Genomic DNA, 24,821 nt, shown 5'->3' with positions numbered 1-24,821 from the left:
GAAAGAGTTGACATATGTAACTAGTTTCAGCAACCTCTGTAACTAGTTACATTAGCGGGAATCTGACGCCACCATGCTGGGATCATCGGTATTACATGCGTTTACGAATACCGGGTTAGACGGCCCCGGACGCCGATTCCCGGGATTCCAGAAGGCCTCTGGTTCGCGAACGCACAAGCTGGTCGCACGTGAAGCCGTCAGGTTGGAGATGTTGCCGGGGGATTTGCTGTCGTTGGAGGGCCCGGGTCAGCCTTTGGACCTTGCGGTGTTCGCCGAGGATGGGCAGACCAAGCCAACAGACTTGGGGTTGGCGGCAAACACACAAATCGATTGCGCCGAATTCGATAGCGCCCGCTTCGTCGGATGGGTCGAGGCGCAGGGCGGAAGGCTGCCGGTCTCTGGTCATCGGCTAGGTCAAACCACCGAGCCGCTGATCCTTCGCGCAGATCAGAAGGTAACCGTCTGGGCAATCCGGCCTGTGCCGGTTGCTGCTTTGGTCGAGGGCATAAACACGGGCTGTGTCACCATCCGGCATAAGCCTGCAGTCTCGGCTGGTCCGGAATTGCCCCCTCTGTTGGGTGACACGCGGGCTGAATTTACCGTGTCGCGCGGCAGCGCCATTGCCTATGAGCTAAAGGCAGGGGAATTCATCCAGATCATCGATGTTGAAGGCCAGCAGTGTTCGGATTTTATGGCGCTGCGGTCGGATGGCCTGGATAAGGGCGATGAGTGGATGATCGACTCAACCGCAACACGGTCGATGGTGCGGCGTGCTTATCCCGGCCCCGGATTGTTGGATAAGTTCTTCGATCGTGAGATGCGGCCCTTGCTGAATGTCGTGCAGGATACGTGCGGGCGGCATGACACATTTGGTCTGGCCTGCACCGCGCGCGGGTACGAGGAACGGGGCTTTCCCGGCCATCTGAATTGTTCCGACAACATGTCGAACGCATTGGCGCCCTATGGCGTGGCGCGACGGGCGGCGTGGCCTGCGATCAACTTCTTCTGGAGCACATGGATCGATCCGGCGACCCATCACATCCTGACCGAGGAATCTCACTCACGCCCCGGAGACTATGTCGCCATGCGTGCGCTTGGGGATTTGGTCTGCGTCTCGACAGCCTGCCCAGACGATATCGACCCAATCAACGGCTGGAACCCGACGGATGTGCATGTCCGCATTTACCGTCCGGATACTCCGATCCGTCGCGCCGTTGCCTATCGTGAAAAGGAAGATGCCCAGATGTCGATCAGTCAGGAATCCGCCTTTCACGACCGTTTGGCACCGCTGACCCAGCATTTCGCCCCGGCGCGAGATCTGTGGGTGCCGGTCAGTTATCCTGCGCATGGCACGCTGGGCGAATATTGGGCCTGCCGTCAGGCCGTGACCGTGCAGGACATGAGCGGTCTCCGCAAATATGACATCATCGGTCCGGATGCTGAGGTTCTGATGCAACTGGCCACCACGCGCAACGTGGCAAAGCTGCCAGTTTGGCGCGGGGCCTACACTTTGATGTGCGATGAGAGCGGATCGGTCATCGACGATGGCACCCTTTTCCGCCTCGCGCCCGAGATTTTCCGCTGGTGCTGCGGTTCCGAGGAAAGCGGCCGTGCCTTGCAGGAACTGGCTGATACGCGCGGATTGCAAGTTCGGGTCCATGCGCTGCAGGGGTCCATGCCGAACCTCGCTATTCAGGGGCCAAAGTCGCGCGATTTACTTCGTAAGATCGCTTTTACCCAACCGCACGTTCCAGCACTCGATCATCTGAAGTGGTTCGGCGTTACAGTTGCGCGGCTGCACGAGCGCGAAGGTGCGCCATTCATGCTGTCGCGGTCGGGTTATACCGGAGAGTTGGGGTACGAGATCTTTTGTTCGAAGACCGACGCCGTCGCAATCTGGGATGCGGTTATGGCCGCCGGAGAGGAATTCGGCGTCACCCCAATGGGTTCGGCTGCGCTGGATATCATCCGGATTGAGGCCGGCCTGGCCGCTGCCAACGCGGAATTCGCGCCGGGTGTCGATGCTTTTGAGGCGGGATTGGGCTTTGCCGTCGACCTGACCAAATCCGAGTTCACCGGAAAAGTTGCGCTGGAGCGCAATGCGCGTGAGCCGCGCCGCGTGCTCAAAGGGTTGCTGATCGGTTGCGATGATGTGCCCGCCCACGGTGCTCCCGTCTATGCCGGTGAGCGGCAGGTGGGGGTGGTCACGTCGGCCACGCGTTCACCGATGTTGGAGCATGCGATTGCCATGGCGCGGCTCTCGGTCGAACACGCAGAGAACGGCTCCGAATTGGAGATCGGCCAACTCGACGGGCGGATGAAACGCCTGTGCGCCACCGTCTCAGACATTCCATTCATAGACCCGCAACGCAAGCGGGCGCGCGCCTGATGGCGCATGTAACTCAACGCTATGGGAGAAAAGAAATGAAAAAACTGATGCTTACAGCAACTTTAGCCCTGACTTTGGGCGCAACTACAGCGGTGGCCCAGGAAAAGGTCATGGTGGGTGAACCCAGCTGGCCGGGTGCCAAAATCATGAGCCGTGTGATCGGACAGGTTATCGAAACCCGTTTGGGCGGTGAAGTCGGCTACGCCCCAGGTGCCAACGCGGTGATCTTTGCTGCTATGGATGGCGGCCGCGGTGATATCGACGTGCACCCGGATGTCTGGCTGCCGAACCAATCCTCCTTCACCGACGAATATGTCGATCAGAAGGGCACAGTGGCGCTGTCTTCGGGCAATTACGAAGGCCGAGCCGGGATTTGCGTGCCGAATTACATGGTTGAGGATCACAACATCCGCTCGATCTACGATCTGGCCACCCCCATGGCGCAAGAACTGTTCGACTCAGACGGTGATGGCATGGGAGAGGTCTGGGTGGGTGCCTCGGGCTGGGCCTCGACCAACACATTCAAGGTGCGGGTGCGCGACTATGGGATCGAGACGTTCCTAACGCCGACCACCGAGGATGAGACGGTGTTCTATTCACGCCTGAAGGATCAGATCGACCAGCAGAAAGGCGCGGCGTTCTACTGCTATGCCCCGCATTATGTACATGCGCTGTATGACGTGACCATCCTGGAAGAGCCCGAACATGACGCGGCCACCTACAAGATGGTGCAGCCTGATCAGGATGCCGATTGGTACAACAAATCCCATGTCAGTACCGGTGAGCCGGTCAAAACCGTGACCGTGGCGCATTCAAAATCGCTGGAACAACGTAACCCGGCGGCAGCCTCCTTCCTAGCGAATATCAACATGGATGCGGGTCAATTGAGCGGCCTGACCTATGAGGTTGTGGTCAAAGGTCGCGACACTGATGAGGTCGTGGCGGAATGGATCGCCGCCAACGGAGAGACTGTGGATGGTTGGCTGGGTCTGACCACCAACTAACACCAGCGCGCCCTCGAATGTCGGGGGCGCAACACGACACGATTAACTCCGATGGGGCCACTATGACAGCGGATATCGCAATCGACGCAAAGGGCGTGTGGAAAGTGTTTGGCGCGCGTTCGCAGGAAGCATTGAACGCTATTCACAGCGAGGGTCTGAGCAAGGCCGACGTGCTGGAACGGTTCAACTGCGTTGTTGGTGTGGCCGATGCCAGTTTCGAAATAGAACGGGGTGAGCTGTTCTGCGTTATGGGCTTGTCAGGTTCGGGCAAGTCAACCCTTGTTCGCCATGTGAACCGCCTGTTGGAGCCGACTGACGGCCATATCTATCTGGATGGCGATGATGTGATGGGCCTGAACGATGAGGGCCTGCGCGACCTTCGCAACCGGCGTGTTGCCATGGTCTTTCAGAACTTTGGTCTGATGCCCCACCGCACTGTGCGCGACAACGTGGCTATGCCGTTGGAAATCCGCGGCACCGGCAAGGCGCGACGTTGGGAAGAGGCGGATCGGGTGTTGGAGCTGGTTGAGCTGAACGGCTGGGAAGACAAGTACGCGCACGAGCTGTCGGGCGGGATGCAACAGCGTGTTGGTCTTGCCCGTGCCATCGCTGCCGATCCCGAGATTTTGCTGATGGACGAACCGTTCTCAGCTCTTGATCCGCTGATCCGCAAGCAGTTGCAGGATCAGTTCATGGAGCTGAGCCACAAGCTGAACAAAACCACAATGTTTATCACCCATGACCTTGATGAAGCGATCCGCATCGGGCACCGCATCGCGATCATGAAGGACGGGCGCATCGTGCAGATCGGCACGCCGGAAGAGATCATCCTCAACCCAGCCGACGACTATGTGGCCGACTTCGTGGCGGGGATTTCGAAACTGAACATGATCTTTGCCCACGCGGTGATGAAGCCGGTCGATGAGTTCAAGGCGCATCATGGCGAAGTACCCGAAGACGCCAAGGAAGCGCATCCGGATATGGACCTGTCAGACCTGATGAACCTCTGCGTTGACGGTCACGGCGTCGTCGCGGTGACACAGGATGGCAAGACCGTGGGCGTGATCAACCGAGCGGGTTTGATCCGCGCGATTCAGGACAGTCAGGCATAAGGGGACCGATATGAAACATGTTGATGTGCAACAGATCCAACCGGAAACCGCAGACCGTCTGAATGGCCTGATCGGTGATTTCGTGGGGCAGGGACAGTCCTATTACCAGAAAACCTTTGCCTACATGATGCAGGCGCCGGGGTACCGTTTTACCCTGAATAAGGCGGCAGCGATCCTGGGTCCGATCTGGTTTGGCGCGCGGGGTTTGTGGTCATGGTTCCTGGGCTTTCTAGTGTTGGAAACGCTGGCTTACATCCAGATCGGACTTGGCTTGTTTGGCGATCTGGGGCGCGAGTTCCGCGAGCGGGCAGAACAGATTGAGCAGACGCTGGAACTGCGTCGACAACAGATCGCGGCGGCAGAAGAGTCCGGATCGGGGTCACTGGAGTCGTTGAAACGTGCCGCAGAGTCGCTGGAAGGGGCTTTGGTCGGGGCGCAGGACGCGGCCAAAAGCGCGGATTCAACCGGACTCACTTATCTTGCGATCGGGATCGTGCTGTTGCTGGCAGTCAAGTTTCTGGCCGCTTCACTGGCCAATTGGACGCTTGAGGGGCAGTTTGCGCGTTGGCGTTCGGACCCGAGCGTTGCGCATGGATGGTCGTCGTCCCGAATGATCGTCGCTTCGGTGCTAACGGGTGTGGTTGTTATTCTGTCGATGATCAAGTTTGCCCAGCCTGACGCGTTAGCAGTGTTGAAAACCTTTCCAACCAATCGCGACTGGCGCCTGAACGTCGGCGATGGCGTGCAGGCTGTGTTTGAATGGACCAAAACCGCTGGTCGTGGCTTTTTCGACGGTCTGACCTATGGAATGCGTACCTTGCTGGACTGGATTGAGGTTGTTCTAGTCGACACCCCCTGGCCGGTTGTCGCGTTGGTGATCATCATGCTCGCCTACCTGTCAGCCGGAGCGCGGGTTGCGATTTTTACCGGTGCAGCGCTGGCTTATCTTGGTCTGCTCGATTTCTGGGAAAAAGCGATGACCACGATTGCTCTGCTGGGGGCGGCTGCGCTGATCTCGATCACGCTGGGCATTCCGCTGGGCATCTACTGTGCCCGCCGCCCGCGCGCCTTTGCCATCGTGCGGCCCATTCTGGATTTCATGCAATCGATGCCATCTTTTGTCTATTTGATCCCGGTTGTGGCCTTCATCGGATCGGGCAAACCTGCGGGCGTGGTTGCCACCATGATTTTTGGTAGCCCGCCAGTGATCCGGTTTACCGTTCTGGGCCTGCAGCAGGTTCCAGAAACCGTTCGCGAGGCTGCATTGGCCTTCGGGGCGACCCCTCGCTACCTGCTGTGGCGCGTAGACCTGCCCTTGGCGCATAAAACCATCATGGCGGGTGTGAACCAGACCATCCTGATGTCACTGGCGATGGTCGTCGTCGCCTCGCTGATTGGTGCCAAGGGGCTTGGCGAAGATGTGTTGGAGGCATTGCAGTATGCGGCCGCAGGGCAGGGCATCTTGGCCGGTCTGGCGATCCTGTTCTGTGCGCTCATTCTGGATCGGATTGTGGCCGGCAAGAGATAGCGCGCACCGAGGATACGACTTCAGCAACGCGTTTTCAGTATGCCCATGGCCTCGTCAAAGGTCTGTACATTCTCTTCCGCGCGGGCGGCCAGATGCGCGCCTTCCAGCAGCGCCAGCGTCGCCCGGGCTTCCGCAGCCGGATTTGCAACGCCTGAGATCGACTTGTCGTTTTGTCCGAGTGCAAATATCGCCTCGATCCGTTCCACCATCATGGCGCGGAAGGTCTTGAGCTTTTCGATGACCGCGTCCGACAGGCTTTGCCGGCTACTGGTCAGCGACACACACAGGCACAGAGTTTTGCCGTCGTTCAAGGCATCGCGATATAAACGGATCAGGGCCCGCAGGCGGTCGGCCCCAGTGGTGTGGCTGGCCTCGATTTTCCGACACTCAGCTTCGAGCGTCGCGTGGTATCGGTCCATCAACGCGGCGGATAGCACGGCTTTGGTGGGATAGTGATAGTGGATCGACGCCTTTCGGATGCCGACGGCTTCGGCCAGATCGGCATAGCTGAACCCGTCAAAACCGCGCGCACGGGCGGCGTGTTCTGCAACATCCAGCAAAGCGGTTTTCGTGTCGGCTGCCATACGTTTTTACCTGTTCCTTTTCGGTCGTGCTCCAAGCAATTGGTTGCAATTACCTAGACTCGCGGCGCGTGGGCAAAGAGAAGATGTCCGGTTTTCATCCAAACCTTCGCCCCTTCTGGGCCAGCTGTGGCTGACAGGATCTGACCGTCGGGCAAGCGTAGCCAGCTGTTTTTGTTAAGATCATCGCCTTCGATTGTGACAGACCCGTCAATCACCAGCAGCTCAATCCCTCCTTCTGCGTCAGAGGTCAGGGTCGCGCCCGCGTCCAAGTGGCTATAGGTGACCTCCTCGCGGCTGTCCTTGTGCAGCGTCGCTGTGGCAACGCCGTTTTCCGGGGCGGACAGCTCGTCGGCCATGGTTTTCCGGAACTGGGTGCGGTCGTCCATGTCGAATTGCCAGAGTTTGACGAAGATGGTGCAGCCGGGTTCCGATCCCGGCGTATGTCGGCTGGTCGGAGGATTGCGCACATAGGTCCCGACGGGGAAATCGCCGTGCTCGTCCTGAAACACGCCATCCAGCACGATGAACTCTTCACCCCCCGTGTGGGTATGGGCCGAAAACTGGCTGCCGGGCGCAAAGCGAACGATTGTGGTGGCCCTTGCGACCTCGCCCCCGATCCTGTCCAGCATGCGCCGATCCACACCCGTCATTGGTGAAGCCTGCCAGTCAAGTTGGTCAGCGTGAACAATGACGCGGGAAGAAAAGTCCGAATTGAGTTCCATTTGACAGATCCTTTGAGCTGAAAGGCTGGGTGTTGAGGCGTTAGTTACACTTAGCTATCTATCAATAGGTAGGTATATCTGCAACCATGGTTGATGCACTGATCTGCCTGCCTCACGGGGATTTGAGGAAAGCGGTTTTTTAGGTTCCTCGCATCTCGGCCGCCAGAAAATCAATCAAAGCTCTTATCCGTGCCGTCAGGTGACGGTTTTGTGGGTAGGCGGCATAGAGGCCGAGGGAAACCGCTTCCTGAGCTTCGAAGATTAACTGCAGTTTTCCCGCTTTCAGGAATGGCTGTGCGGTGTACAGGGGAATGCGTCCGATCCCCAGCCCGTCGGCGGCCATATGGGCCACCGCGCGCGGCGAGTTTGCCCGGAAGTTGCCGGAAACCGGGACCGAATACTCTCCGTCCGCGCTTTTGAAAGTCCAGTGATCGATTGCGTTGCCTGTGGTCTGCAGCAGGCAGTTGTGAGAGGCCAGCGCCTCAGGGTCTTTCGGAGTGCCGTGCTCCTTTAAATAGTCTGGCGACACACAGCACACGATCCTCATGTTCATCAATTTGCGTGCCACCAGGTTCGAGTCTTTCAGGACCCCGAACCGTATGGCCAGGTCATAGCCTTCCTCGACCATCGGGACGTGATGATCAGACAGGTGCAATTCGATCGAGACCTTGGGATGTTCGGTCTGGAACGGTTTCAGCAGGTGGATCAGCTCGGCGGATCCGAACCCGGTGGGCGCGGTGATCCGGATGCGGCCCGCCAATTCGGTTTGGCGCTGCTGCACAAGGCCTTCAAGCTCATCGAACTGCTCCAGCAGGGGCAGACAGCGTTCGTAATATGCGCGTCCAGTATCGGTCAGGGTGACGCTGCGGGTGGTTCGGTTGAACAACTGCGCGTTCAGTCGGTCCTCCAGCTGGCTGACATATTTGCTGGCCAATTTGGTGCTGATACCAATCTGACGCGCCCCTTCGGTAAAGGAGGAATGCGCTGCCACGGCCGCAAAGGCCCTCATGCCCTGAACAGTATCCATTATCTACGCTGTGTTCATAGTAATTCACCAGATGAGTATATTATCGCCTGAAGGAAATCAAATTAAGTCTGGTGCTCAGATGCTGATCTTCAGCCGAACCCAATCAGTCACAGAAAGTGCTATCAGATGTCCAATTCCATCCGAATTCACAGTTTCCCGCTATCCGGTCATGCCCACCGCGCGGTTTTGTTCGCCAGCCTTGCCGGTATCAAGCACGATGTCATCGACGTTGATCTGGCCGGGGGCGAACACAAGGGTGAAACCTTTCTGGCGCTGAATCCGGCGGGACAAGTGCCGGTGCTGGAAGATGGTGAAGCGGTCATCAGCGACAGCAACGCCATTCTGGTCTATCTGGCCCGGAAGTACGCGCCATCCTACCTGCCGAACGATCCGGTGCTTGAGGCCGAGGTGCAGAAATTTCTGACCCTCGCCGCAGGTGAGATTGCCTTTGGCCCCGCCGCCGCACGGCTGATCACCGTCTTCAACGCCCCGCTGGACATGGAGTTCACACATGCCACCGCTGCCAAGGTTCTGGGCAAGCTGGACGCGCATCTTGAGGGGCGAGACTGGCTGGTGGGCGACGCGCCGACTATCGCGGACGTTGCGATCTATAGCTATACCGCGCACGCACCCGAGGGCGGCGTTTCGCTGGAGCCATACCCGAATGTTCGACGCCTGCTGCGCAATATCGAGGCGCTGGACGGTTTTGTTCCAATGCCCAGCACGGCGGCCGGTCTGAACGCCGCCTGACCCCCAACCTGACCAATTGCGCATCGGCGCAATTGGTCCCTTCTTCACATGAGGTCCGCCATGACTACTCCGGTCGCAGCCACCAAGTCACCCTTTCACGCAGGCGAGCGAAAGATGCAGGCCCGCGTGGGGAAGCAGGAGAAAGTCGAGAAAATGGGCCGGGACTTTATCCGCCCTTACATGCCCGACCAGCATCGGGAGTTCTTTGGAAAGCTTCCCTTCATTGTCGCAGGTAGCGTCGACGCCGATGGGTGGCCCTGGGCGTCGATGATCTCGGGCAGGCCGGGGTTCATCAGCTCCCCGAATGATCGACAACTTGACGTTGCCATCCGTCCGTTGGAAGACGACCCGCTGAGCACTGCATTGCATTCCGGCGCGCCAATCGGATTGGTGGGGGTAGAGCTCTCAACACGTCGCCGCAACCGAATGAACGCGACGGTGCGCCGTGCTGATCAGGACGGTTTTTCTTTGGAGGTGGCGCAATCCTTTGGGAACTGCCCGCAATATATCCAAACCCATGATGTGATCTTCGTTCGCGAACCCGGTTATGATGCTGCGCGCTCCCGCACCGATCGGTTTTCTGAACTGGATGCTCAGGCTCATGAGGTGATATCGACTGCCAACTCATTCTATGTGGCCAGTTCCGCCGATACGCCTGAACACACAGGTGTAGACGTGTCGCACAGGGGTGGGCGGTCCGGCTTTGTCAGGGTCGAAGGCAACAGCCTTCTGGTGCCTGATTTTTCCGGCAACAACTTTTTCAACACGCTGGGCAATTTCCTTGTGAACCCTCGGGCAGGTTTGCTTTTCCCGGACTACCGGACCGGAGATGTGTTGATGTTGACCGGAAGGGTTGAGGTTCTGGCCGACGACCACCCTGACATCGCGACCTTTCAAGGTGCAAAGCGCGGCTGGTGGTTTCATCTGCACCACGGGCTGCGCATCCATGACGCGTTGCCGTTCCGGGCGGAATTTCTCGAGTTTTCGCCCAACAGCTTGATGGCTGATGACTGGAAGGCGGTTGAAGCCCGGCAAGAGGCTGAAAAGCAGCGCCGTCAGTGGCGGACCCTGCGGGTCACCTCGGTGCGCGACGAAAGCGATGTGATCCGGTCATTTGCCTTTGAGCCAACAGATGGCCTGCCGTTGTTACCTTTTGAAGCAGGCCAGTTTCTGACGCTCCGCGTGCGGCCCGACGGCGAGACGCCGGTTACCCGCACCTATACGGTCTCGTCTGCTCCGGGGGCCGCAACTTACAGGATTTCGGTCAAACGTGAGCCCGGCGGCACCGTGTCGAACCACTTGCATGACACGTTTGCCGTCGGGGATTATGTCGAAGCTCAGGCTCCCAAAGGCGGTTTCTTTCTGAAACCGTCTGAGCCCCGCCCCGCCGTGCTGTTTGCCGGAGGTGTTGGCATAACGCCGATGATATCGATGGTTCACCACGTCCAGAACGAAGCCGTACGTACCCGCCACACCCGCAGGCTGACCGTGTTCCATGCCACGCAGACCGTCGCGCAGCGCGCCTTTCATGCGGATTTGCGAAAGGCCGAGGCCGACAGCGACGGCAAGATCCGCTATGTCTCGGTCATCTCGCGGCCTGAACAGGGCGTGCAGGAGGGCGTGGACTTCGATGCCGCTGGCTACATCACGCCCGCGCTGATCCGCGACACGCTGCCATTCGACGACTATGACTTCTTCTTGTGCGGCCCGCCGCCTTTCATGCAAGCCGTGTATGACATGTTGCGCGAACTGGGTGCGCGGGATGACAGGATATTCGCCGAAAGCTTCGGCCCCGCTGCGCTGACGCGGCAAGCCGATGTCAACATACCCAAACCAAAGCCCGAAGCCGAGGCGGCTCAGGTCACCTTTGCGGCCAGCGACCGAAAGGCGCATTGGGTGAAAGATGGGCCGACCTTGTTGGAAACGGCCGAGGCACAGGGGTTGGAGCCGCCCTTCTCATGCCGCTCGGGCTCATGCGGCAGCTGTCTAACGCATAAAATCGGGGGCAAGGTCACCTATCGCACCGAGCCCACGGCGGATCATTCCGAGGATGAGATTCTGATCTGTTGTGCTGTGCCTGCAGACGGAACCGACGAGGTGGTACTGGATCTGTAGCACGGCCCATCGGAAAGGGTACGGGACAATGGCGCTGACGCAGGTTAAAAAGATCAGATTGCACCTGTGATCATGTGAGGATTTCCTATGACCGACTCAAAGCTCAGAACTACTTCGGGCAATGGCCGTATTTATGACAGCGTGCTTGAAACGATCGGCAACACGCCCACGATACGCATCAACAATCTGGGGCCCGATGGCGTCAATTTGTTCGTGAAGTTCGAGGCCTTCAATCCAGCCGGCTCGGTTAAGGATCGCCTTGCGGTGAACATCATCGAAGCCGCGGAACGCAACGGGTCCCTGAAGCCCGGTCAAACCGTGATCGAGGCGACCAGTGGTAATACGGGCATCGGTCTGGCTATGGTCTGTGCGCAAAAGGGCTATCCTTTGGTCGTCACAATGGCCGAGAGCTTTTCGACCGAGCGCCGTCAGTTGATGCGGATGCTGGGGGCCAAGGTCGTCCTGACGCCCAAAGAGGCAAAAGGCTTTGGAATGTATCGCAAAGCCGCCGAACTGGCCGAAAAGCACGGCTGGTATCTGGCGCGCCAGTTTGAAACCGAGGCTAATGCCGAGATCCACGCCGCCACGACCGCACGGGAAATATTGAGTGATTTCAACGGTGAACCGCTGGACTATTTCGTAACCGGTTATGGCACCGGCGGTACGGTCACCGGTGTCTCGCGCGTGCTGCGCGCTGAATGGCCCGATACGAAGATCATCCTGTCCGAACCTGCCAACGCGCAGCTGGTGGGCAGTGGCATTGCAACCGAGCGGGGTAAGGACAACGATCCCGTTGCCAGCCACCCCGCGTTCGAGCCGCACGTGATTCAGGGCTGGACGCCGGATTTTATCCCTTCGGTCCTGCAGGAATCCATCGACAACAGTTACTTTGATCAATTGATCCCAGTGCCGGGGCCGGCCGGTGTCGAATGGGCGCAGAAGCTGGCCAGCCAGGAGGGGATTCTGACCGGCATTTCCGGCGGTGCGACCTTTGCCGTGGCCATGGACATCGCCGAACAGGCCAAACCCGGCGCGTCTGTTTTGTGCATGTTGCCTGACACGGGCGAGCGGTATCTGAGCACGCCTTTGTTTGCCGACATCTCGGTAGACATGACAGATGAGGAAGCCGAAATCGCCCAATCGACGCCGGGCTACACCATCGGTTGACGCTGGGTCGCTCAGACCCTTCGGAAGCGTTCCTTGCCTAAAGCCCCCCGTAACTGCAATGGTATTGGCAGGTTACGGGGGATGACGCCTGGGATCGGGGCAAGGGGGGCATATGCACAAAACTCGATTGTTGCTGAAGGTCGCTATCCTGATGTCCCTTTTTTGCGCTTACCCGTTTGGGGTCCGCGCACAGAACCAGACGTGGGCCGAGGTAAAATCAATCATGGATCGTCGCTGTGTCGTGTGCCACAGCTGCTATGACGCGCCGTGTCAGCTGAAACTGACATCACCGATGGGAGTTCTGCGCGGGGCCAGCAAAGAGGTCGTCTATCACACTGAGCGTTTGGAGGATGCCCAGCCTACCCGGCTAGGAATCGATGCGCAGACCGTTCCGGAGTGGCGCGAGTTGGGGTTTTATTCCGTTCTTCACCAGCAAGATGCAAGCCTTCTGGAGCGGTATCTTGAATTGGGCCGCCAGAACCCGTTGCCAGCCGACGCCCCGCTTCCCGCTGAACTTGGCCTGGCAATCAACCGCCCTCTGGTCTGTCCAACATCGGATGAGTTTGACGCGTTCAGCACGGCCCACTCGCTTGCAGGTATGCCTTATGGCACAGCACCACTTGCTGAGGCCGAGTATCAGGCGCTTATTGGCTGGGTCAGCGGTGGTGCGGACTTGCAATTGGCGGAGCCCGACCTTCCCGATGTGATCAATGCTCAGATGGCAGATTGGGAGGCCTTCCTGAATGCAAGCGACCTCCGTGTCCAATTGATGAGCCGGTACCTTTATGAGCATCTCTTTCTGGCCCGACTTCATTTTCAAGGTGACGATCCGCGGCGGTTCTTCCAACTGGTACGCTCGACCACGCCGCCGGGTGAAGAGATCGACATAATCGCTACGCGACGACCGTTCGACGACCCTGGCGTGGAACCGTTTTACTATCGGGTGCAGCAGCTTACGGAAACGATCGTGCACAAGGAGCATCTGGTCTATGCGCTTGGCCCAGATCGCATGGCACGTTATCAACAGCTGTTTATCGACACCGATTGGGCTCTGGCCGAACTACCCCCGTTTGGTGACGCCGAAGGCGGCGACCCGTTCAGCACCTACATGCAAATGCCTGCGCGCAGCCGCTATCAGTTCCTGCTGGATGACGCGTTGTTCTTTGTGCGTAGCTTCATCCGCGGCCCCGTCTGCCACGGAGAGACCGCCGTAGACGTGATAGAGGACCGGTTCTGGGTTAGTTTCCTTGATCCCGACGCAGATTTGTCAGTCACCGACCCAAGCTATTTGCAGGAGGGTGCTGCCTACCTGGAACTGCCCGTGACCCAAGCAGATGCGGGTGTGCTGGGCATGTTGCGGGAGTTCTCGCACAAAAATCAGGTCGAATATCTTGAGTTCCGGGACGCGCGATACCGGGCCGCTCCGGTGTATCAGACCGGATTTGACTATAGTTCGATCTGGGACGGGGACGGGACCAACACCAACGCCTTGATCACGGTGTTTCGCCATTTCGACAATGCTTCGGCCATGACCGGGTTTCACGGTGGCATTCCAGAAACGGCCTGGGTGATAGACTTCCCGATCTTTGAACGCATCTACTACGACCTCGTGGCGGGCTATGACGTGTTCGGGCGGGTCGAGCACCAACTGTCCACGCGGCTTTATATGGATGAACTGCGGATGGAGAGTGAGGACACCTTTCTGGCGTTCATGCCGCGGGACGTGCGGCCGCAGATGCACGAACACTGGTACCAGGGCATTCTGGCCGAATTGCACACCTATTGGCACCGCCGCCGCGTCGATGACAGCTTCCCTACCGGTGTTTCGTTTGAAACGGACCAGCCGAAACAAGAATTTCTGCTGACCTTGTTGGAGCGTGGTAATGGCCTTTGGCCTGTGACGGACCCGATCAACAGATGTGCTGAGGAAGACTGCCCGCCGGGCCAGCCCGCCGAAGCACTGCGCGATCTGGCCGATCAAGTCGGTGAATGGGTGAAATTCCTGCCAGACCTGTCCGTTCTTGTGATCGAGCGAGACGGCGGGGAGGTATCGCTTTTCACCATTGTGCACGACAAGGCGCATTACAACGTGGCTTTCCTGTTCGATGAAAAGGCGCGCCGGGATCCCAATGCTGATGCACTGACAATCCTTCCCGAGTTGATCGGCAGCTATCCGAATTTCTATTTTCACATAAGGCAGGATCAGTTGCCGTCATTTGTCTCGGACATGAAAGGCGTCCAGTCGCAGAGTGACTATCTGGCCGTGGTGAAGGAATATGGTGTGCGCCGGACCAGTCCGGATTTTTGGGCGGTAAGCGACCGAATTCACGACATTTTCTTGCGCCAGAAGCCAATTCAGGCGGGTGTTTTCGACCTGAATAGGTACAAGGACCCCAAGCCCGGGGATGACCCGTCATAAACGCAGGGCATCAACCGAGCGGGCACACGACGTTGATCGGATGCGAGCCCGGTCAACTTGTCCGAAATAGCATTGGCGCCTAAATTAAGTCTATGTGGTCCTTTGCAGATATTCGTCCCGCCTATAGCCGCGCTGAGCGTGTGAGCGACGGAGTTGTGCATGTTCTGGGTGTCACATCGGCTCTCATAGCGGTTCCGGTGTTGATCACGATCACCGCATTTAACCGGTCAGAACCCGAAGCCATTCTGGGGGTCTCGGTCTATGGCGTCACGCTGTTGCTGATGCTGACCTTTTCCGCGCTCTACAACATGATTGAAAATGACAAGTGGTCTGAGCTGCTGCGCCGTCTCGATCACTCGGGCATCTATGTGAAAATCGCTGGGACCTATACGCCGTTCCTTCTTCTGTCCGGCGGGCAGGGGGCGGGTCTTTTGATTGGTCTTTGGTCTTCGGCAACGCTGGGCTCAGTGCTGAAGCTGATCGATCCGACCCGGTTTCGCTGGTTCGGACTTGTCCTCTATCTAATGATGGGCTGGGCTGTTGTTTGGGCCGGCCCCGCCATGCTGGATGAACTGCCGTCGGTTGTTGTATGGCTGATGATCGCCGGGGGCGTGGTTTATACTGTTGGAGTCATCTTCTATCTTCTGGACCAGCTGCCTTTTCACAACACCATCTGGCATGTGTTTGTTCTGACTGGCACGGTTCTGTTTTTCATCGCAATTTCTACCCGGATTCTGTTGGCGCCTCACCCGATTACCTGACGCTGACTTTTTTGTTTTCCTTTCAAATAACAGTGTGCGTTGCAATACCTGACTAATTTTGTCATATAAAGCCCGGCTCAGTCAGATTCGATGGAATCACGCCCGGCCGTTTACAGCATAACCCTCTGACAACAGTCGTATTTCGCGACGAAGTCAGGATGGTAACCGGCGGGAAGACTGACAATGAAAACAATTATGAATACGCTTCTAGCGGCAGATGATTTGGCCCGGCTTCACGGGTGTGGGCTGAAACCCGCACTGCGCGCTGCGATTGAGAAGGATCTTCGCTTTCCGGCCCATGCGGCATCACCGACACCGCAAGACGCTCAATCGCTCAACGAATTGCCCGAGAATGTCGTCAGACTTGAGGTATCTCAACCGCAAAAACAGAGGACTCCGGCATGAACGCACCTAATCGCTCTGTGCCTCACGGCGGAATGCAGGTGATCGACAGCTTTTCGTTCGATGCGTTCGAGATCGGAGTTCTGACGGTGGCCCGCCATCACCTTGATGCGTTGCGCTGCCCCGAAACCCAGGCTTGGCATCTGGCGTATTCCATTGCCGCTGAACGTTGGGGCGACAATATCGGATTGCCGGCCGCGCATTTGCTCGCGCGGTTCCTGAAATATGTGGTTCGCTGCCGCGAAGATGTCTTTGATCACATAGACCCGCTATGTGAGCATAGCCGGGATCTGGTGACCGAGGATGAGGCAAACTTACTTCACGTGCTGCATTTCATGCGTCGTGATGATGCCTCAGCTGCACGTGAAGCGGTTGAGGTGCTGACCCAAGGTCGCCTTGACCCGGACGTAATTCGTTCAGGTCTAACGTTCGCCAACCGTTTTCCTGCGGGTGCATCGCCGGAGATACGTGCGCGATGCGGGGTCAAACTGCGCGTTGTTGGGTAATCTCTTGACCTAAATCATCAGTCTGAGCGAGTACTTGTCCTGGCTGAGTAAACCTATTTCACAGCTACATTTGCCATATCGATCTAAGCCTCACTGCTGGGACGAGCGTGTATCATGTGCCTGTGGGGGCAGGTTGAAGGTTTCAATGTGAGATTCACAGCGCGTTTGCGGACAGTTTTTCTGAATCTCAGGGCGCCGTTATTTGCATTCAGTACAACGTTGTCCGACGTCCCGAACGATGTTTTGCCATCAAAGCAAGGTATTGAGGGCTTGACACCACTTGGTATTAGTCGAGTAAAAGGGTCGGGAAAAATATCCTGATGGATTTTGTCAGATAGAAAAGAGGACTCCCCCCTATGCTCAAGCCCACACTCAAGATTACTTCGGCGCTTGTCGCCGTGACACTATTTAGCGGCGCTGCGTTGGCAGACCAAGCCTATGGCCCGTTCCCTGTCACTGTGAAAGGTTATGAAGGTGACAAGACGAATTCGGTTTCGTATTCCGGTCAAGTTGCACGCCACGTGCTGCATGACAGCCTGAAAAAAGCGGCTGGCAAAGGCGATGGCGGCAACAACGCGGCTGAAGTCGAGGCTCTGATGCTGGCCTATTTCAACGGATCCGAAGAAGATCTGGAAATCATCGCACCCGCGTCGAAAGACGGCTTCCCAGTCAAGCAATCGACCGTAAACGAAATTTCCAAAGGCAAGAACATCTCGGGCAAGTTCTACAACGGTGCGATGCCTGCATGGCCGGGCAACCAGTCGGGCGTGGACGTTGCGCTGCAGATGATCAAACTGGCAGCCGCGTCCGAGCAGGGTTATGATCCGGTCAACGGCATGGACTGGGGTCAGCTGATCTCGAAATTCACGCTGGGCGCAATGGCGTATAACCAGGCGGTCGACAACTACCTCGACGAGAAACTGGAAGCCGACAACAAGCCCAACGACAAGCCCTACTCTGAGGGCGCACACTACACAGGCAAAGAGCATTCCTGGGATGAAGCATTTGGTTACTTCGGCGCGGCCGCGCATTCGGTGACCTTGTCCCCCGAGCAGAACTACGGCGTTTCCAAGCAGAAAGACATGGCTGCAGCGGATGCAAACGGTGATGGCGTCATCGACCTGAAAACTGAGATGGTCTTTGGCCCGGCCTACTATGCCGCCGGTGCTGACAAAGGTGGCAACAAGAACACCCAGTACATGACCACCATCTTCAACGCCTTCCGAGACGGTCGTGCGCTGATCGCGTCTGCCAATGGTGAAGCGCTGACCGACGAGCAGCGCGCCGAACTGAAGAACTATGCCGATATCATCGAAACCAACTGGGAAAAGACGCTGGCAGAAGCCACGTTCAAATATGCCGGTTCGGTTTACAAAGACATCGACAAGATCAAATCGGGCGAAGATACCGACAAAGCTCTGCGCAACTATGCCAAGCATTGGGGTGAGCTGAAGGGCTTCTCGATGGCGCTGCAGTCGGGCAAGAACAACTTGGGCGCCACCGCGATTGATTTGAACTGGCTGATCGGCTTTGGCCCGGCGATGCCCGATGGCAAGATGGTTTCGGACATCGACGCAGACGGCAACTTTGTTCGTGGTCGCGACATGACGCTGGATGAGTATCAGGTCAACATGCTGAAAGTTCAGCAGTTGCTGATCGACAAATTCGGTATCGAAAGCCGCGCCAATGACGCAACCGGCGATCTGGCCGCGCTGGCCGAAAAGTTGGGCGAAAACGCGTCGGCGGAAAACGACTAAGGGTCTTTTGATCCTGTCCCGGCGGCCTTATGGTCGCCGGGTTTTCAGCGGAAAGAGACCCCTTGGAATTTCTCGATCAAATAGGCTCGGTCTTTGCTGATTTTTCAAACCCCAAGAAGCGCATCTTCGTTGGGTACCTGTTTCTTACGATCCTGATAGCACTGGTATGGCTGGTAGCGGTGCGCCGGTCTTCGATCCGGGCGGCCTTGCGTGAGGTGTTTGATCGCAAGATCCTGTTCTCTCCGTCGGCCAAGGCGGACTACAAGATTTTTGTAATCAATCGCGTCTTCACCTTGTTCATATCACCATTGCTGGTGTCACAGTTGGCGATCGCAACAGCGTTGTACTACGCGTTACATGAGGTGAGCTTCCTGCAACGCGGTCTGTTTGATGGCACACCGAAAAGCGTGATTGTGGCGCTCTTCACAGTGACGATATTTATCGTCGACGACTTCACGAAGTACCTTCTTCATCGCTGGATGCATCGTTGGCCGGTTCTGTGGGCGATCCATAAAACACACCACTCAGCCGAAACGATGACGCCAATAACGGTCTACCGAACGCATCCGCTGGAGGGTATTCTGTACGGGATGCGCGGCGCTGTTGCGCAAGGTACTGTGATGGCGGTGTTTTTGTTCTTCTTCGGCAGCGCGGTCGACCTGTACACGGTGCTGGGCGTCAACGTGATGTCCTTCATCTTTCACGTCACCGGCTCGAACCTTCGGCATTCGCATATCTCGATCCGGTATTGGCGCTGGCTTGAACATGTCCTGATCTCTCCGGCGCAGCATCAGGTACATCATTCGATTGCGCGTGAGCATCACGACAAGAATTTTGGTGTCGCCTTTGCGGTTTGGGATTGGCTGTTTGGGTCGTTGCATCTGTCGGAGCAGGACAAAAAGCTGACCTTCGGTCTTAAGCCGTCCGAGGCGCATGCCTCGAACCTGATCTATATCTATTTCCGCCCCTTTCAGGATATCGCTACTGTTCTGCGTCGTCGGATCAGGAAGGTGCGCACTGGAATGGCAGGGCGAGCGGCCCCAGAGCGCGACTCGGTTTCCTAGGTTTCCTTCAACGTGATCTTTGTTTCCCCCGGGCGGTTCCGCGCCGACCGGACAGTTAGCAGTTGAAAATTTCAAAATTATCGATATTGAAAACTCTAGGCATGGAGTTTTGGATAGATTATCGATAAAATGAAAAACACCTCCCCCACATGGACCCGCGAGGCGGCTCAGGCCGTTTATGACCTTCCTCTGATGGATCTGCTGTTTCGAGCGCAGACCGTCCATCGTGAGAATTTTGATCCCAACAAGATTCAGACTTCCAAGCTGCTGTCGATCAAGACGGGCGGTTGTGCCGAAGATTGCTCCTATTGTTCGCAATCGGCCCGAAACGGCTCGAAGCTGTCGGCTTCAAAACTGATCGAGGTTCAGCGCGTCCTGACTGAGGCCCGCAAGGCGAAAGAAGGTGGCGCGACCCGGTTCTGCATGGGTGCGGCATGGCGTGAGCCAAAAGACCGGGACATGGATGCGCTGGTGGCTATGGTCGAAGGCGTCCGCGATATGGGGATGGAAACCTGCATGACGCTGGGCATGCTGGACGACAATCAGGTCATTCGCCTGCGCGACGCCGGCCTGGACTATTACAACCACAACATCGACACCTCTGAACGTTATTACCCCGAGGTCATCACCACCCGTACCTTCGCCGACCGCATCGACACGATGAGCCGTGTGCAGGACGCCGGTATCAAAGTGTGCTCGGGCGGTATTCTGGGCATGGGTGAAGAGATCGGCGACCGTGTCGATATGCTGGTGACACTGGCCAATATGGGCCCTGCGCCGGAATCCGTACCGATCAACATGCTGATGCCACAGGAAGACACTCCGCTGGCAGATGCCAAGCCGATCGATCCGATTGATTTCGTACGCGTGATCGCCACCGCCCGTATCATGATGCCGAATTCCTATGTGCGCCTATCTGCCGGTCGCAGCGACATGACCGAAGAGATGCAGGCCATGTGCTTCTTCGCTGGTGCGAACTCGATTTTTGTGGGTGAAACACTGCTGACTGCAGAGAACCCCGAAGAAGACACCGACGCGATCCTGTTCAACAAGCTGGGGCTACAGGCGGAAACCGTGGCCGAGCAAAGCTGTGCGGAAGCGGCTGAATGAAAGCATTGAGTCGCCTGCACTCGATGCTTGAAACGCTAGACGCTCGGCATCGTCGCCGGGCGCTTGCCCCAAGGCGCGGGTTGGACTTCGCCTCGAACGATTATCTGGGCCTTGCGGACTCACCGCTGTTGCGCCGCGCCGCGCAGAAGGCGCTGGAGCGGGGCGTGGCCTTGGGTTCAGGCGGGTCACGGTTGTTGCGCGGTAACCACCCGGAACACGAGGCGCTTGAGGAAGAGGCCGCTGCCTTTTTCGGGGCTGAGGCCGCCTTGTTTATGGGCGGCGGGTTTCAGGCCAATCAGGCGATCTTCTCAACCCTGCCTGCGGCGGGGGATCTGATCCTGTACGACGATCTGGTCCATGCCAGCGCCCATGAAGGGATGCGCTCGGGCCGGGCGGAGACCCGGTCTTTTGCCCATAACGACCTGGCCGATGCTCGGAGTGTTCTGGCCGACTGGCGGGCTAGCGGCGGGTCGGGGCAAGTCTGGATCGCAGTGGAGAGCGTTTATTCGATGGAAGGCGACGTCGCGCCGTTGACCGCGCTATCCGATTTGGCGGTTGACCAGGGGGCCATTCTGGTTGTGGACGAAGCTCATGCCACTGGTGTGTTCGGACCGAACGGCAAAGGTCTGGCGCACGGGCTGACGGCTGAGGTTCTTACCTTGCATACTTGCGGCAAGGGCTTGGGGGTTGCGGGCGGTTTAATCTGTGGGCCGCGGGTGATGATCGATGCGCTGATCAACCGGGCAAGGCCATTTATTTTTGCAACCGCGCCATCGCCGTTCAATGCGACGCTTGTACGTGCAGTGTTGGATCATCTGCAATCCAACACCAGCCTGTCCGACGCCGCAACCGCCAGGATGCACCATGCCCATGCCGAGGCGCGCCGAACGGGAGTGCCGCAAGACGTGCTGAACAGCCAGATCCTTCCCGTCATTCTGGGCGATGAGGCGCAGACGATGGCGATGGCCGCTACACTGCAAGCACAAGGGTTTGATGTTCGGGGTATCCGTCCGCCGACCGTTCCCCGCGGGACGTCGCGGCTTCGGATTTCTGTCACTGGCAACGTGTCCCACGCCGACATTAGCGCTCTGTTCGAAACGCTGGCAAACCACCAAAGCGAGGCCGCATGAGTACCGTAATTGTTGTCGGCACAGATACCGGAATTGGCAAAACTGTATTTGCCGCAGGCCTGACTGCCGCCCTTGGCGCGCGGTATTGGAAGCCGGTGCAATCGGGGCTGGAGGACGCAACGGACTCAGAGATCGTCGCAGAACTGGCTGGAGCCGAAGTGTTGCCCGAGGCTTATCGCCTGAACATGCCTGCCTCACCACATTTGTCCGCCGAGGATATGGGGATCGAAATCGACCCTGCCCACCTAGCCCTGCCAATGGTGGGCAGCCCTCTGGTAGTCGAGGGCGCGGGCGGGCTGATGGTGCCACTGAATCGGCAGGTCTTTTTCCTCGACGTGATCGCGCAGTGGAATGCGCCGGTCGTGCTGGTGGCGCGCACTGCTCTGGGGACGATCAACCACACAACCCTGTCTCTGATGGCCTTGCGCAATGCCGGGTGCAATGTGGTCGGCGTGGCGTTTGTTGGCGATGCCGAACCGGATGTTGAACAGACGATCGCCGAAATGTGCAACACCCGGCATCTGGGCCGTTTGCCGTTCATCCACACCCTGTCACGCGAAACGCTGACCGACGCTTTTACTACAATCGACGTTGATACAATCCGGAGCGCCTTGTGACCCCGCTTGAGTTCGACGCCCGTCATCTGTGGCACCCTTACACCAACGTGCTGAAGCCCGGTCCGATGCATCTGATCACCGGGGCCGAGGGCGTCTGGCTGACGGCCGAGGACGGGACCCAAATGATTGACGCCATGTCTTCATGGTGGTGCGCTGTGCATGGGCATCGTCACCCGGCCATCATTGGCGCGATGCAGGCGCAGCTGGATCAGATGCCGCATGTGATGTTTGGTGGCCTGACCCATTCCCCGGCGATCGAGCTGGGCCGCAGAATGATCGACCTGCTGCCTGACGGGCTGGACCGTATCTTCTACAGCGACAGCGGTTCCGTCGCCATCGAAGTAGCGCTGAAAATGGCGGTGCAATACCAGATGGCGCAGGGCCGCACGGGGCGGACGCAATTCGCCACCATCCGCGGCGGCTATCACGGCGACACCTGGAAGGCTATGAGCGTCTGCGACCCGGTCAACGGGATGCACGGGCTGTTCGCGGGGGCTCTGTCGGTGCAGCACTTCCTGCCGCGCCCGCAGATCGCCTTTGGTCAGGACTGGTCCGAGGATGGCGAACTGAACGGTCTGAACGCGCTGGAAGAGTTGCTGGAAACCAAGGCCGACCAGATCGCGGGCCTGATCCTTGAGCCCGTCGTCCAAGGCGCGGGTGGGATGTATTTCTACCACCCGACATGGCTGCAGCGGGCGCATGAGTTGTGCAAGGCCCATGACGTGCTGGTCATCTTCGATGAAATCGCCACAGGTTTCGGCCGAACCGGCGAGCTGTTTGCGCTGCATCACGCTGGTGTGGTGCCGGATATCCTGTGTCTGGGCAAGGCGCTGACCGGCGGGCATATAACGTTGGCAGCCACCGTCACGACCGAGACTGTCGCGCGCCGGATCGGTGAGAGCGAGGCGGGCGTGATGATGCACGGCCCGACCTACATGGCCAACCCACTGGCTTGTGCGGCGGCTGTTGCCAGTCTAGAGCAGTTGTCGATCCGGGATTGGCGATCCGAAGTGGCCGGGATTGCGGACCAGATGGAACACGAACTGGCCCCCGCGCGCGGATTGCCGGGGGTCTCGGATGTGCGTGTTCTGGGTGCCATCGGTGTCATTGAAATGGACGATTGGGTCGATCCGTCCGTTGCTCATGGGTTAGCGCTGGAAACCGGCGTCTGGCTGCGGCCCTTCGCGCGAAACATCTATTGTATGCCGCCCTACATTCTCTCTCCGGACGAACTGAGACGTGTGACATCGGCCATGGTATCTCTGGCGAAAGGGGCATCATGAAACAGCAATGGTTGTCTCGCTCGGGCACCCATGAGGTGCTGTTGGTCTTTGGTGGCTGGGCCGTAGGGCCGGGACCGTTTCAGGGTCTTTCCGAGGAGCCAGATGTGCTGTTCGTGGAAGACTACACACGGTTGGACAACCCGCTGAGCGACCTGACGCACTATGACCGGGTCACCCTGATCGCCTTTTCCTTTGGTGTGGCTTCATCAGCGCACTGGCTGACGCAGACAGGGCTTCAGCCGGATCGACTGATTGCCGTCAGCGGCACTCTGTCCCCAGCCGATGTTGATCACGGTATCGCGCCGGATATGATCCGCGCCACGGCGGACCAGTTAAGTACCGCCAGTTTCGCCAAGTTCTGTCGCCGCGCCGGATTGGCGGGACCTGTCCCCGAAATCGATATCGACGCCGCGCGAGCCGAGCTTCACGCGGTGATCGAACGTGGCACAGCGCCGAGCCACAAATTTGACCGTATCTGGATTCCTCAGCGGGACCGGATTATCCCAACCCGCGCGCAACAGGCCGCTTGGGCTGGGGAGCAGGACGTGGTGCGCGAGGTTTCCGCGCCGCATGTTCCCTTTGCTGCCGGTCAAAGCTGGAAGGAGTGGATCGCATGAACGCCCAGTTGACTGAACGAGTACAACGCAGCTTCAGCCGTAGTTTCATGACCTACCATGACTCGGCGGGCCAACAGGCGCGGATCGCGGATCGTCTGGCGCAGGATCTGCGCAACTGTGGCGCACCAAAGCACTTCCCATCGGTCTTAGAGTTCGGCTGCGGCACAGGTCACCTGACGCAGCGGCTATGTGAGAAGTTCGCTTGCGACACGCTCACCGTCAATGACCTGTCACCCGAGGCTTATAAAACCGCCGCCGCCCATGGGGCCGATTTTCTGTGCGGGGATGCCGAGACAGTCGCGTGGCCCGCTCAACCGTATCTGATTGCGTCGGCCTCGATGATCCAATGGCTTCCCGACCCTGCCGCGTTCCTGCGCAGGGCCGCGGTGGCATTGGCGCCCGGAGGGTGGCTGGCCGTTTCGGGGTTTGGTCCGCAGCAATACCGCGAACTGGTTCAGGTCGGGTCGGCAGCGAAGGCACCCGGGCTGTGTGTATCGGACGCAATGACCGCCGCTGTCGAGGGTATTCTGGACGTCGTCTCTGCCGGCGAACTGGAAAGGCAGATGTATTTTTCCTCACCTCGAAAGGTGTTGGAGCACCTGCGTCGAACAGGTGTGAACGGCCGGGCCAAGAAAGCTTGGACCAAGTCCAGCCTGATGGCCTTTAACAATGACTATATCCGAAAGTTCGGGGGCGAGTCCGGCGTTTCGCTGACTTATCACCCGACATGGATCATCGCCCGCAAACCCGGCTGAGC

The 24,821-nt window shown here is 58.2% G+C and carries 22 protein-coding genes; 19 read left to right on the top strand and 3 right to left on the bottom strand.

The window, feature by feature from the left end; translation table 11 throughout:
• The first annotated feature begins 73 nt into the window (after positions 1-73).
• From ACXAGD_RS19880 to ACXAGD_RS19865, 4 genes are all read left to right on the top strand, one after another.
• On the top strand, positions 74-2,389 hold the full coding sequence (locus ACXAGD_RS19880) for a DUF1989 domain-containing protein (RefSeq protein WP_475213239.1): 2,316 nt from the start codon (positions 74-76) through the stop codon (positions 2,387-2,389).
• Positions 2,390-2,424: 35 nt separating this feature from the next.
• Positions 2,425-3,393, top strand: coding sequence for an ABC transporter substrate-binding protein (locus tag ACXAGD_RS19875; protein WP_475213237.1), 969 nt, complete (start codon positions 2,425-2,427; stop codon positions 3,391-3,393).
• Between the two features lie 62 nt (positions 3,394-3,455).
• On the top strand, positions 3,456-4,505 hold the full coding sequence (locus ACXAGD_RS19870) for a quaternary amine ABC transporter ATP-binding protein (RefSeq protein WP_475213235.1): 1,050 nt from the start codon (positions 3,456-3,458) through the stop codon (positions 4,503-4,505).
• Between the two features lie 10 nt (positions 4,506-4,515).
• Positions 4,516-6,033: an ABC transporter permease gene (locus ACXAGD_RS19865; RefSeq protein WP_475213233.1), complete on the top strand. Its 1,518-nt coding sequence runs from the start codon at positions 4,516-4,518 to the stop codon at positions 6,031-6,033.
• A gap of 20 nt (positions 6,034-6,053) precedes the next feature.
• On the opposite strand, the gene ACXAGD_RS19860 is transcribed toward ACXAGD_RS19865, so the two are convergent.
• The 3 genes from ACXAGD_RS19860 to ACXAGD_RS19850 all read right to left on the bottom strand — a co-directional run bounded on the left by ACXAGD_RS19860 (position 6,054) and on the right by ACXAGD_RS19850 (position 8,366).
• A complete protein-coding gene (locus ACXAGD_RS19860) occupies positions 6,054-6,617 on the bottom strand; it encodes a TetR/AcrR family transcriptional regulator (RefSeq protein ID WP_475213231.1) in 564 nt (187 codons plus the stop codon).
• Between the two features lie 53 nt (positions 6,618-6,670).
• Positions 6,671-7,339, bottom strand: coding sequence for a cupin domain-containing protein (locus ACXAGD_RS19855; protein ID WP_475213229.1), 669 nt, complete (start codon positions 7,337-7,339; stop codon positions 6,671-6,673).
• Between the two features lie 139 nt (positions 7,340-7,478).
• A complete protein-coding gene (locus tag ACXAGD_RS19850) occupies positions 7,479-8,366 on the bottom strand; it encodes a LysR family transcriptional regulator (RefSeq protein WP_475213227.1) in 888 nt (295 codons plus the stop codon).
• A gap of 126 nt (positions 8,367-8,492) precedes the next feature.
• Between ACXAGD_RS19850 and ACXAGD_RS19845 the strand changes: the two genes are divergently transcribed.
• The 15 genes from ACXAGD_RS19845 (at position 8,493) to ACXAGD_RS19775 (ending at position 24,819) form a co-directional block, all read left to right on the top strand.
• Positions 8,493-9,116 carry a glutathione S-transferase family protein gene (locus tag ACXAGD_RS19845; protein ID WP_475213225.1) on the top strand — a complete coding sequence of 208 codons (624 nt, stop codon included), beginning with the start codon at positions 8,493-8,495 and terminating at the stop codon, positions 9,114-9,116.
• Between the two features lie 60 nt (positions 9,117-9,176).
• On the top strand, positions 9,177-11,231 hold the full coding sequence (locus tag ACXAGD_RS19840; RefSeq protein WP_475213223.1) for an FAD-binding oxidoreductase: 2,055 nt from the start codon (positions 9,177-9,179) through the stop codon (positions 11,229-11,231).
• A gap of 87 nt (positions 11,232-11,318) precedes the next feature.
• Positions 11,319-12,398, top strand: a complete 1,080-nt coding sequence (locus ACXAGD_RS19835; RefSeq protein WP_475213221.1) for a PLP-dependent cysteine synthase family protein — start codon at positions 11,319-11,321, stop codon at positions 12,396-12,398.
• A gap of 292 nt (positions 12,399-12,690) precedes the next feature.
• Positions 12,691-14,817 carry a fatty acid cis/trans isomerase gene (locus tag ACXAGD_RS19830; RefSeq protein WP_475213219.1) on the top strand — a complete coding sequence of 709 codons (2,127 nt, stop codon included), beginning with the start codon at positions 12,691-12,693 and terminating at the stop codon, positions 14,815-14,817.
• Between the two features lie 92 nt (positions 14,818-14,909).
• Entirely contained in the window at positions 14,910-15,578 is a 669-nt protein-coding gene (trhA, locus tag ACXAGD_RS19825; protein ID WP_475213217.1) for a PAQR family membrane homeostasis protein TrhA, read from the top strand.
• Positions 15,579-15,773: 195 nt separating this feature from the next.
• Complete coding sequence (locus ACXAGD_RS19820; RefSeq protein WP_475213214.1) at positions 15,774-15,983, top strand: hypothetical protein; 210 nt, start codon at positions 15,774-15,776, stop codon at positions 15,981-15,983.
• Positions 15,980-16,486 (top strand): hypothetical protein, encoded by a 507-nt coding sequence (locus ACXAGD_RS19815; RefSeq protein WP_475213211.1) that lies wholly within the window; start codon positions 15,980-15,982, stop codon positions 16,484-16,486. Before ACXAGD_RS19820 ends, ACXAGD_RS19815 begins: the two co-directional genes overlap by 4 nt.
• Positions 16,487-16,842: 356 nt before the next feature.
• Positions 16,843-18,243 (top strand): DUF4856 domain-containing protein, encoded by a 1,401-nt coding sequence (locus ACXAGD_RS19810; protein WP_475213209.1) that lies wholly within the window; start codon positions 16,843-16,845, stop codon positions 18,241-18,243.
• Between the two features lie 62 nt (positions 18,244-18,305).
• Positions 18,306-19,307 (top strand): sterol desaturase family protein, encoded by a 1,002-nt coding sequence (locus tag ACXAGD_RS19805; RefSeq protein ID WP_475213207.1) that lies wholly within the window; start codon positions 18,306-18,308, stop codon positions 19,305-19,307.
• Positions 19,308-19,436: 129 nt separating this feature from the next.
• Complete coding sequence (gene bioB / locus ACXAGD_RS19800; protein ID WP_475213205.1) at positions 19,437-20,417, top strand: biotin synthase BioB; 981 nt, start codon at positions 19,437-19,439, stop codon at positions 20,415-20,417.
• The gene (locus ACXAGD_RS19795) at positions 20,414-21,547 is read left to right on the top strand and encodes an 8-amino-7-oxononanoate synthase (RefSeq protein WP_475213203.1); all 1,134 of its coding nucleotides are present in this window, start codon (positions 20,414-20,416) and stop codon (positions 21,545-21,547) included. Before bioB ends, ACXAGD_RS19795 begins: the two co-directional genes overlap by 4 nt.
• Positions 21,544-22,164 carry a dethiobiotin synthase gene (gene bioD / locus ACXAGD_RS19790; protein ID WP_475213201.1) on the top strand — a complete coding sequence of 207 codons (621 nt, stop codon included), beginning with the start codon at positions 21,544-21,546 and terminating at the stop codon, positions 22,162-22,164. Before ACXAGD_RS19795 ends, bioD begins: the two co-directional genes overlap by 4 nt.
• Complete coding sequence (gene bioA / locus ACXAGD_RS19785) at positions 22,161-23,447, top strand: adenosylmethionine--8-amino-7-oxononanoate transaminase (protein WP_475213199.1); 1,287 nt, start codon at positions 22,161-22,163, stop codon at positions 23,445-23,447. The genes bioD and bioA overlap by 4 nt, the downstream gene beginning before the upstream one ends.
• Positions 23,444-24,064, top strand: coding sequence for a pimeloyl-ACP methyl esterase BioG family protein (locus ACXAGD_RS19780; protein ID WP_475213197.1), 621 nt, complete (start codon positions 23,444-23,446; stop codon positions 24,062-24,064). The genes bioA and ACXAGD_RS19780 overlap by 4 nt, the downstream gene beginning before the upstream one ends.
• Positions 24,061-24,819, top strand: coding sequence for a methyltransferase domain-containing protein (locus tag ACXAGD_RS19775; protein ID WP_475213195.1), 759 nt, complete (start codon positions 24,061-24,063; stop codon positions 24,817-24,819). The genes ACXAGD_RS19780 and ACXAGD_RS19775 overlap by 4 nt, the downstream gene beginning before the upstream one ends.
• The last annotated feature ends 2 nt before the right edge of the window (positions 24,820-24,821 follow it).

The sequence above is a fragment of the Ruegeria sp. ABF4_144 genome (assembly GCF_056160045.1).
Note: the sequence above shows the minus strand (reverse complement) of the source record. Positions and strands in the feature narration are given on the sequence as shown.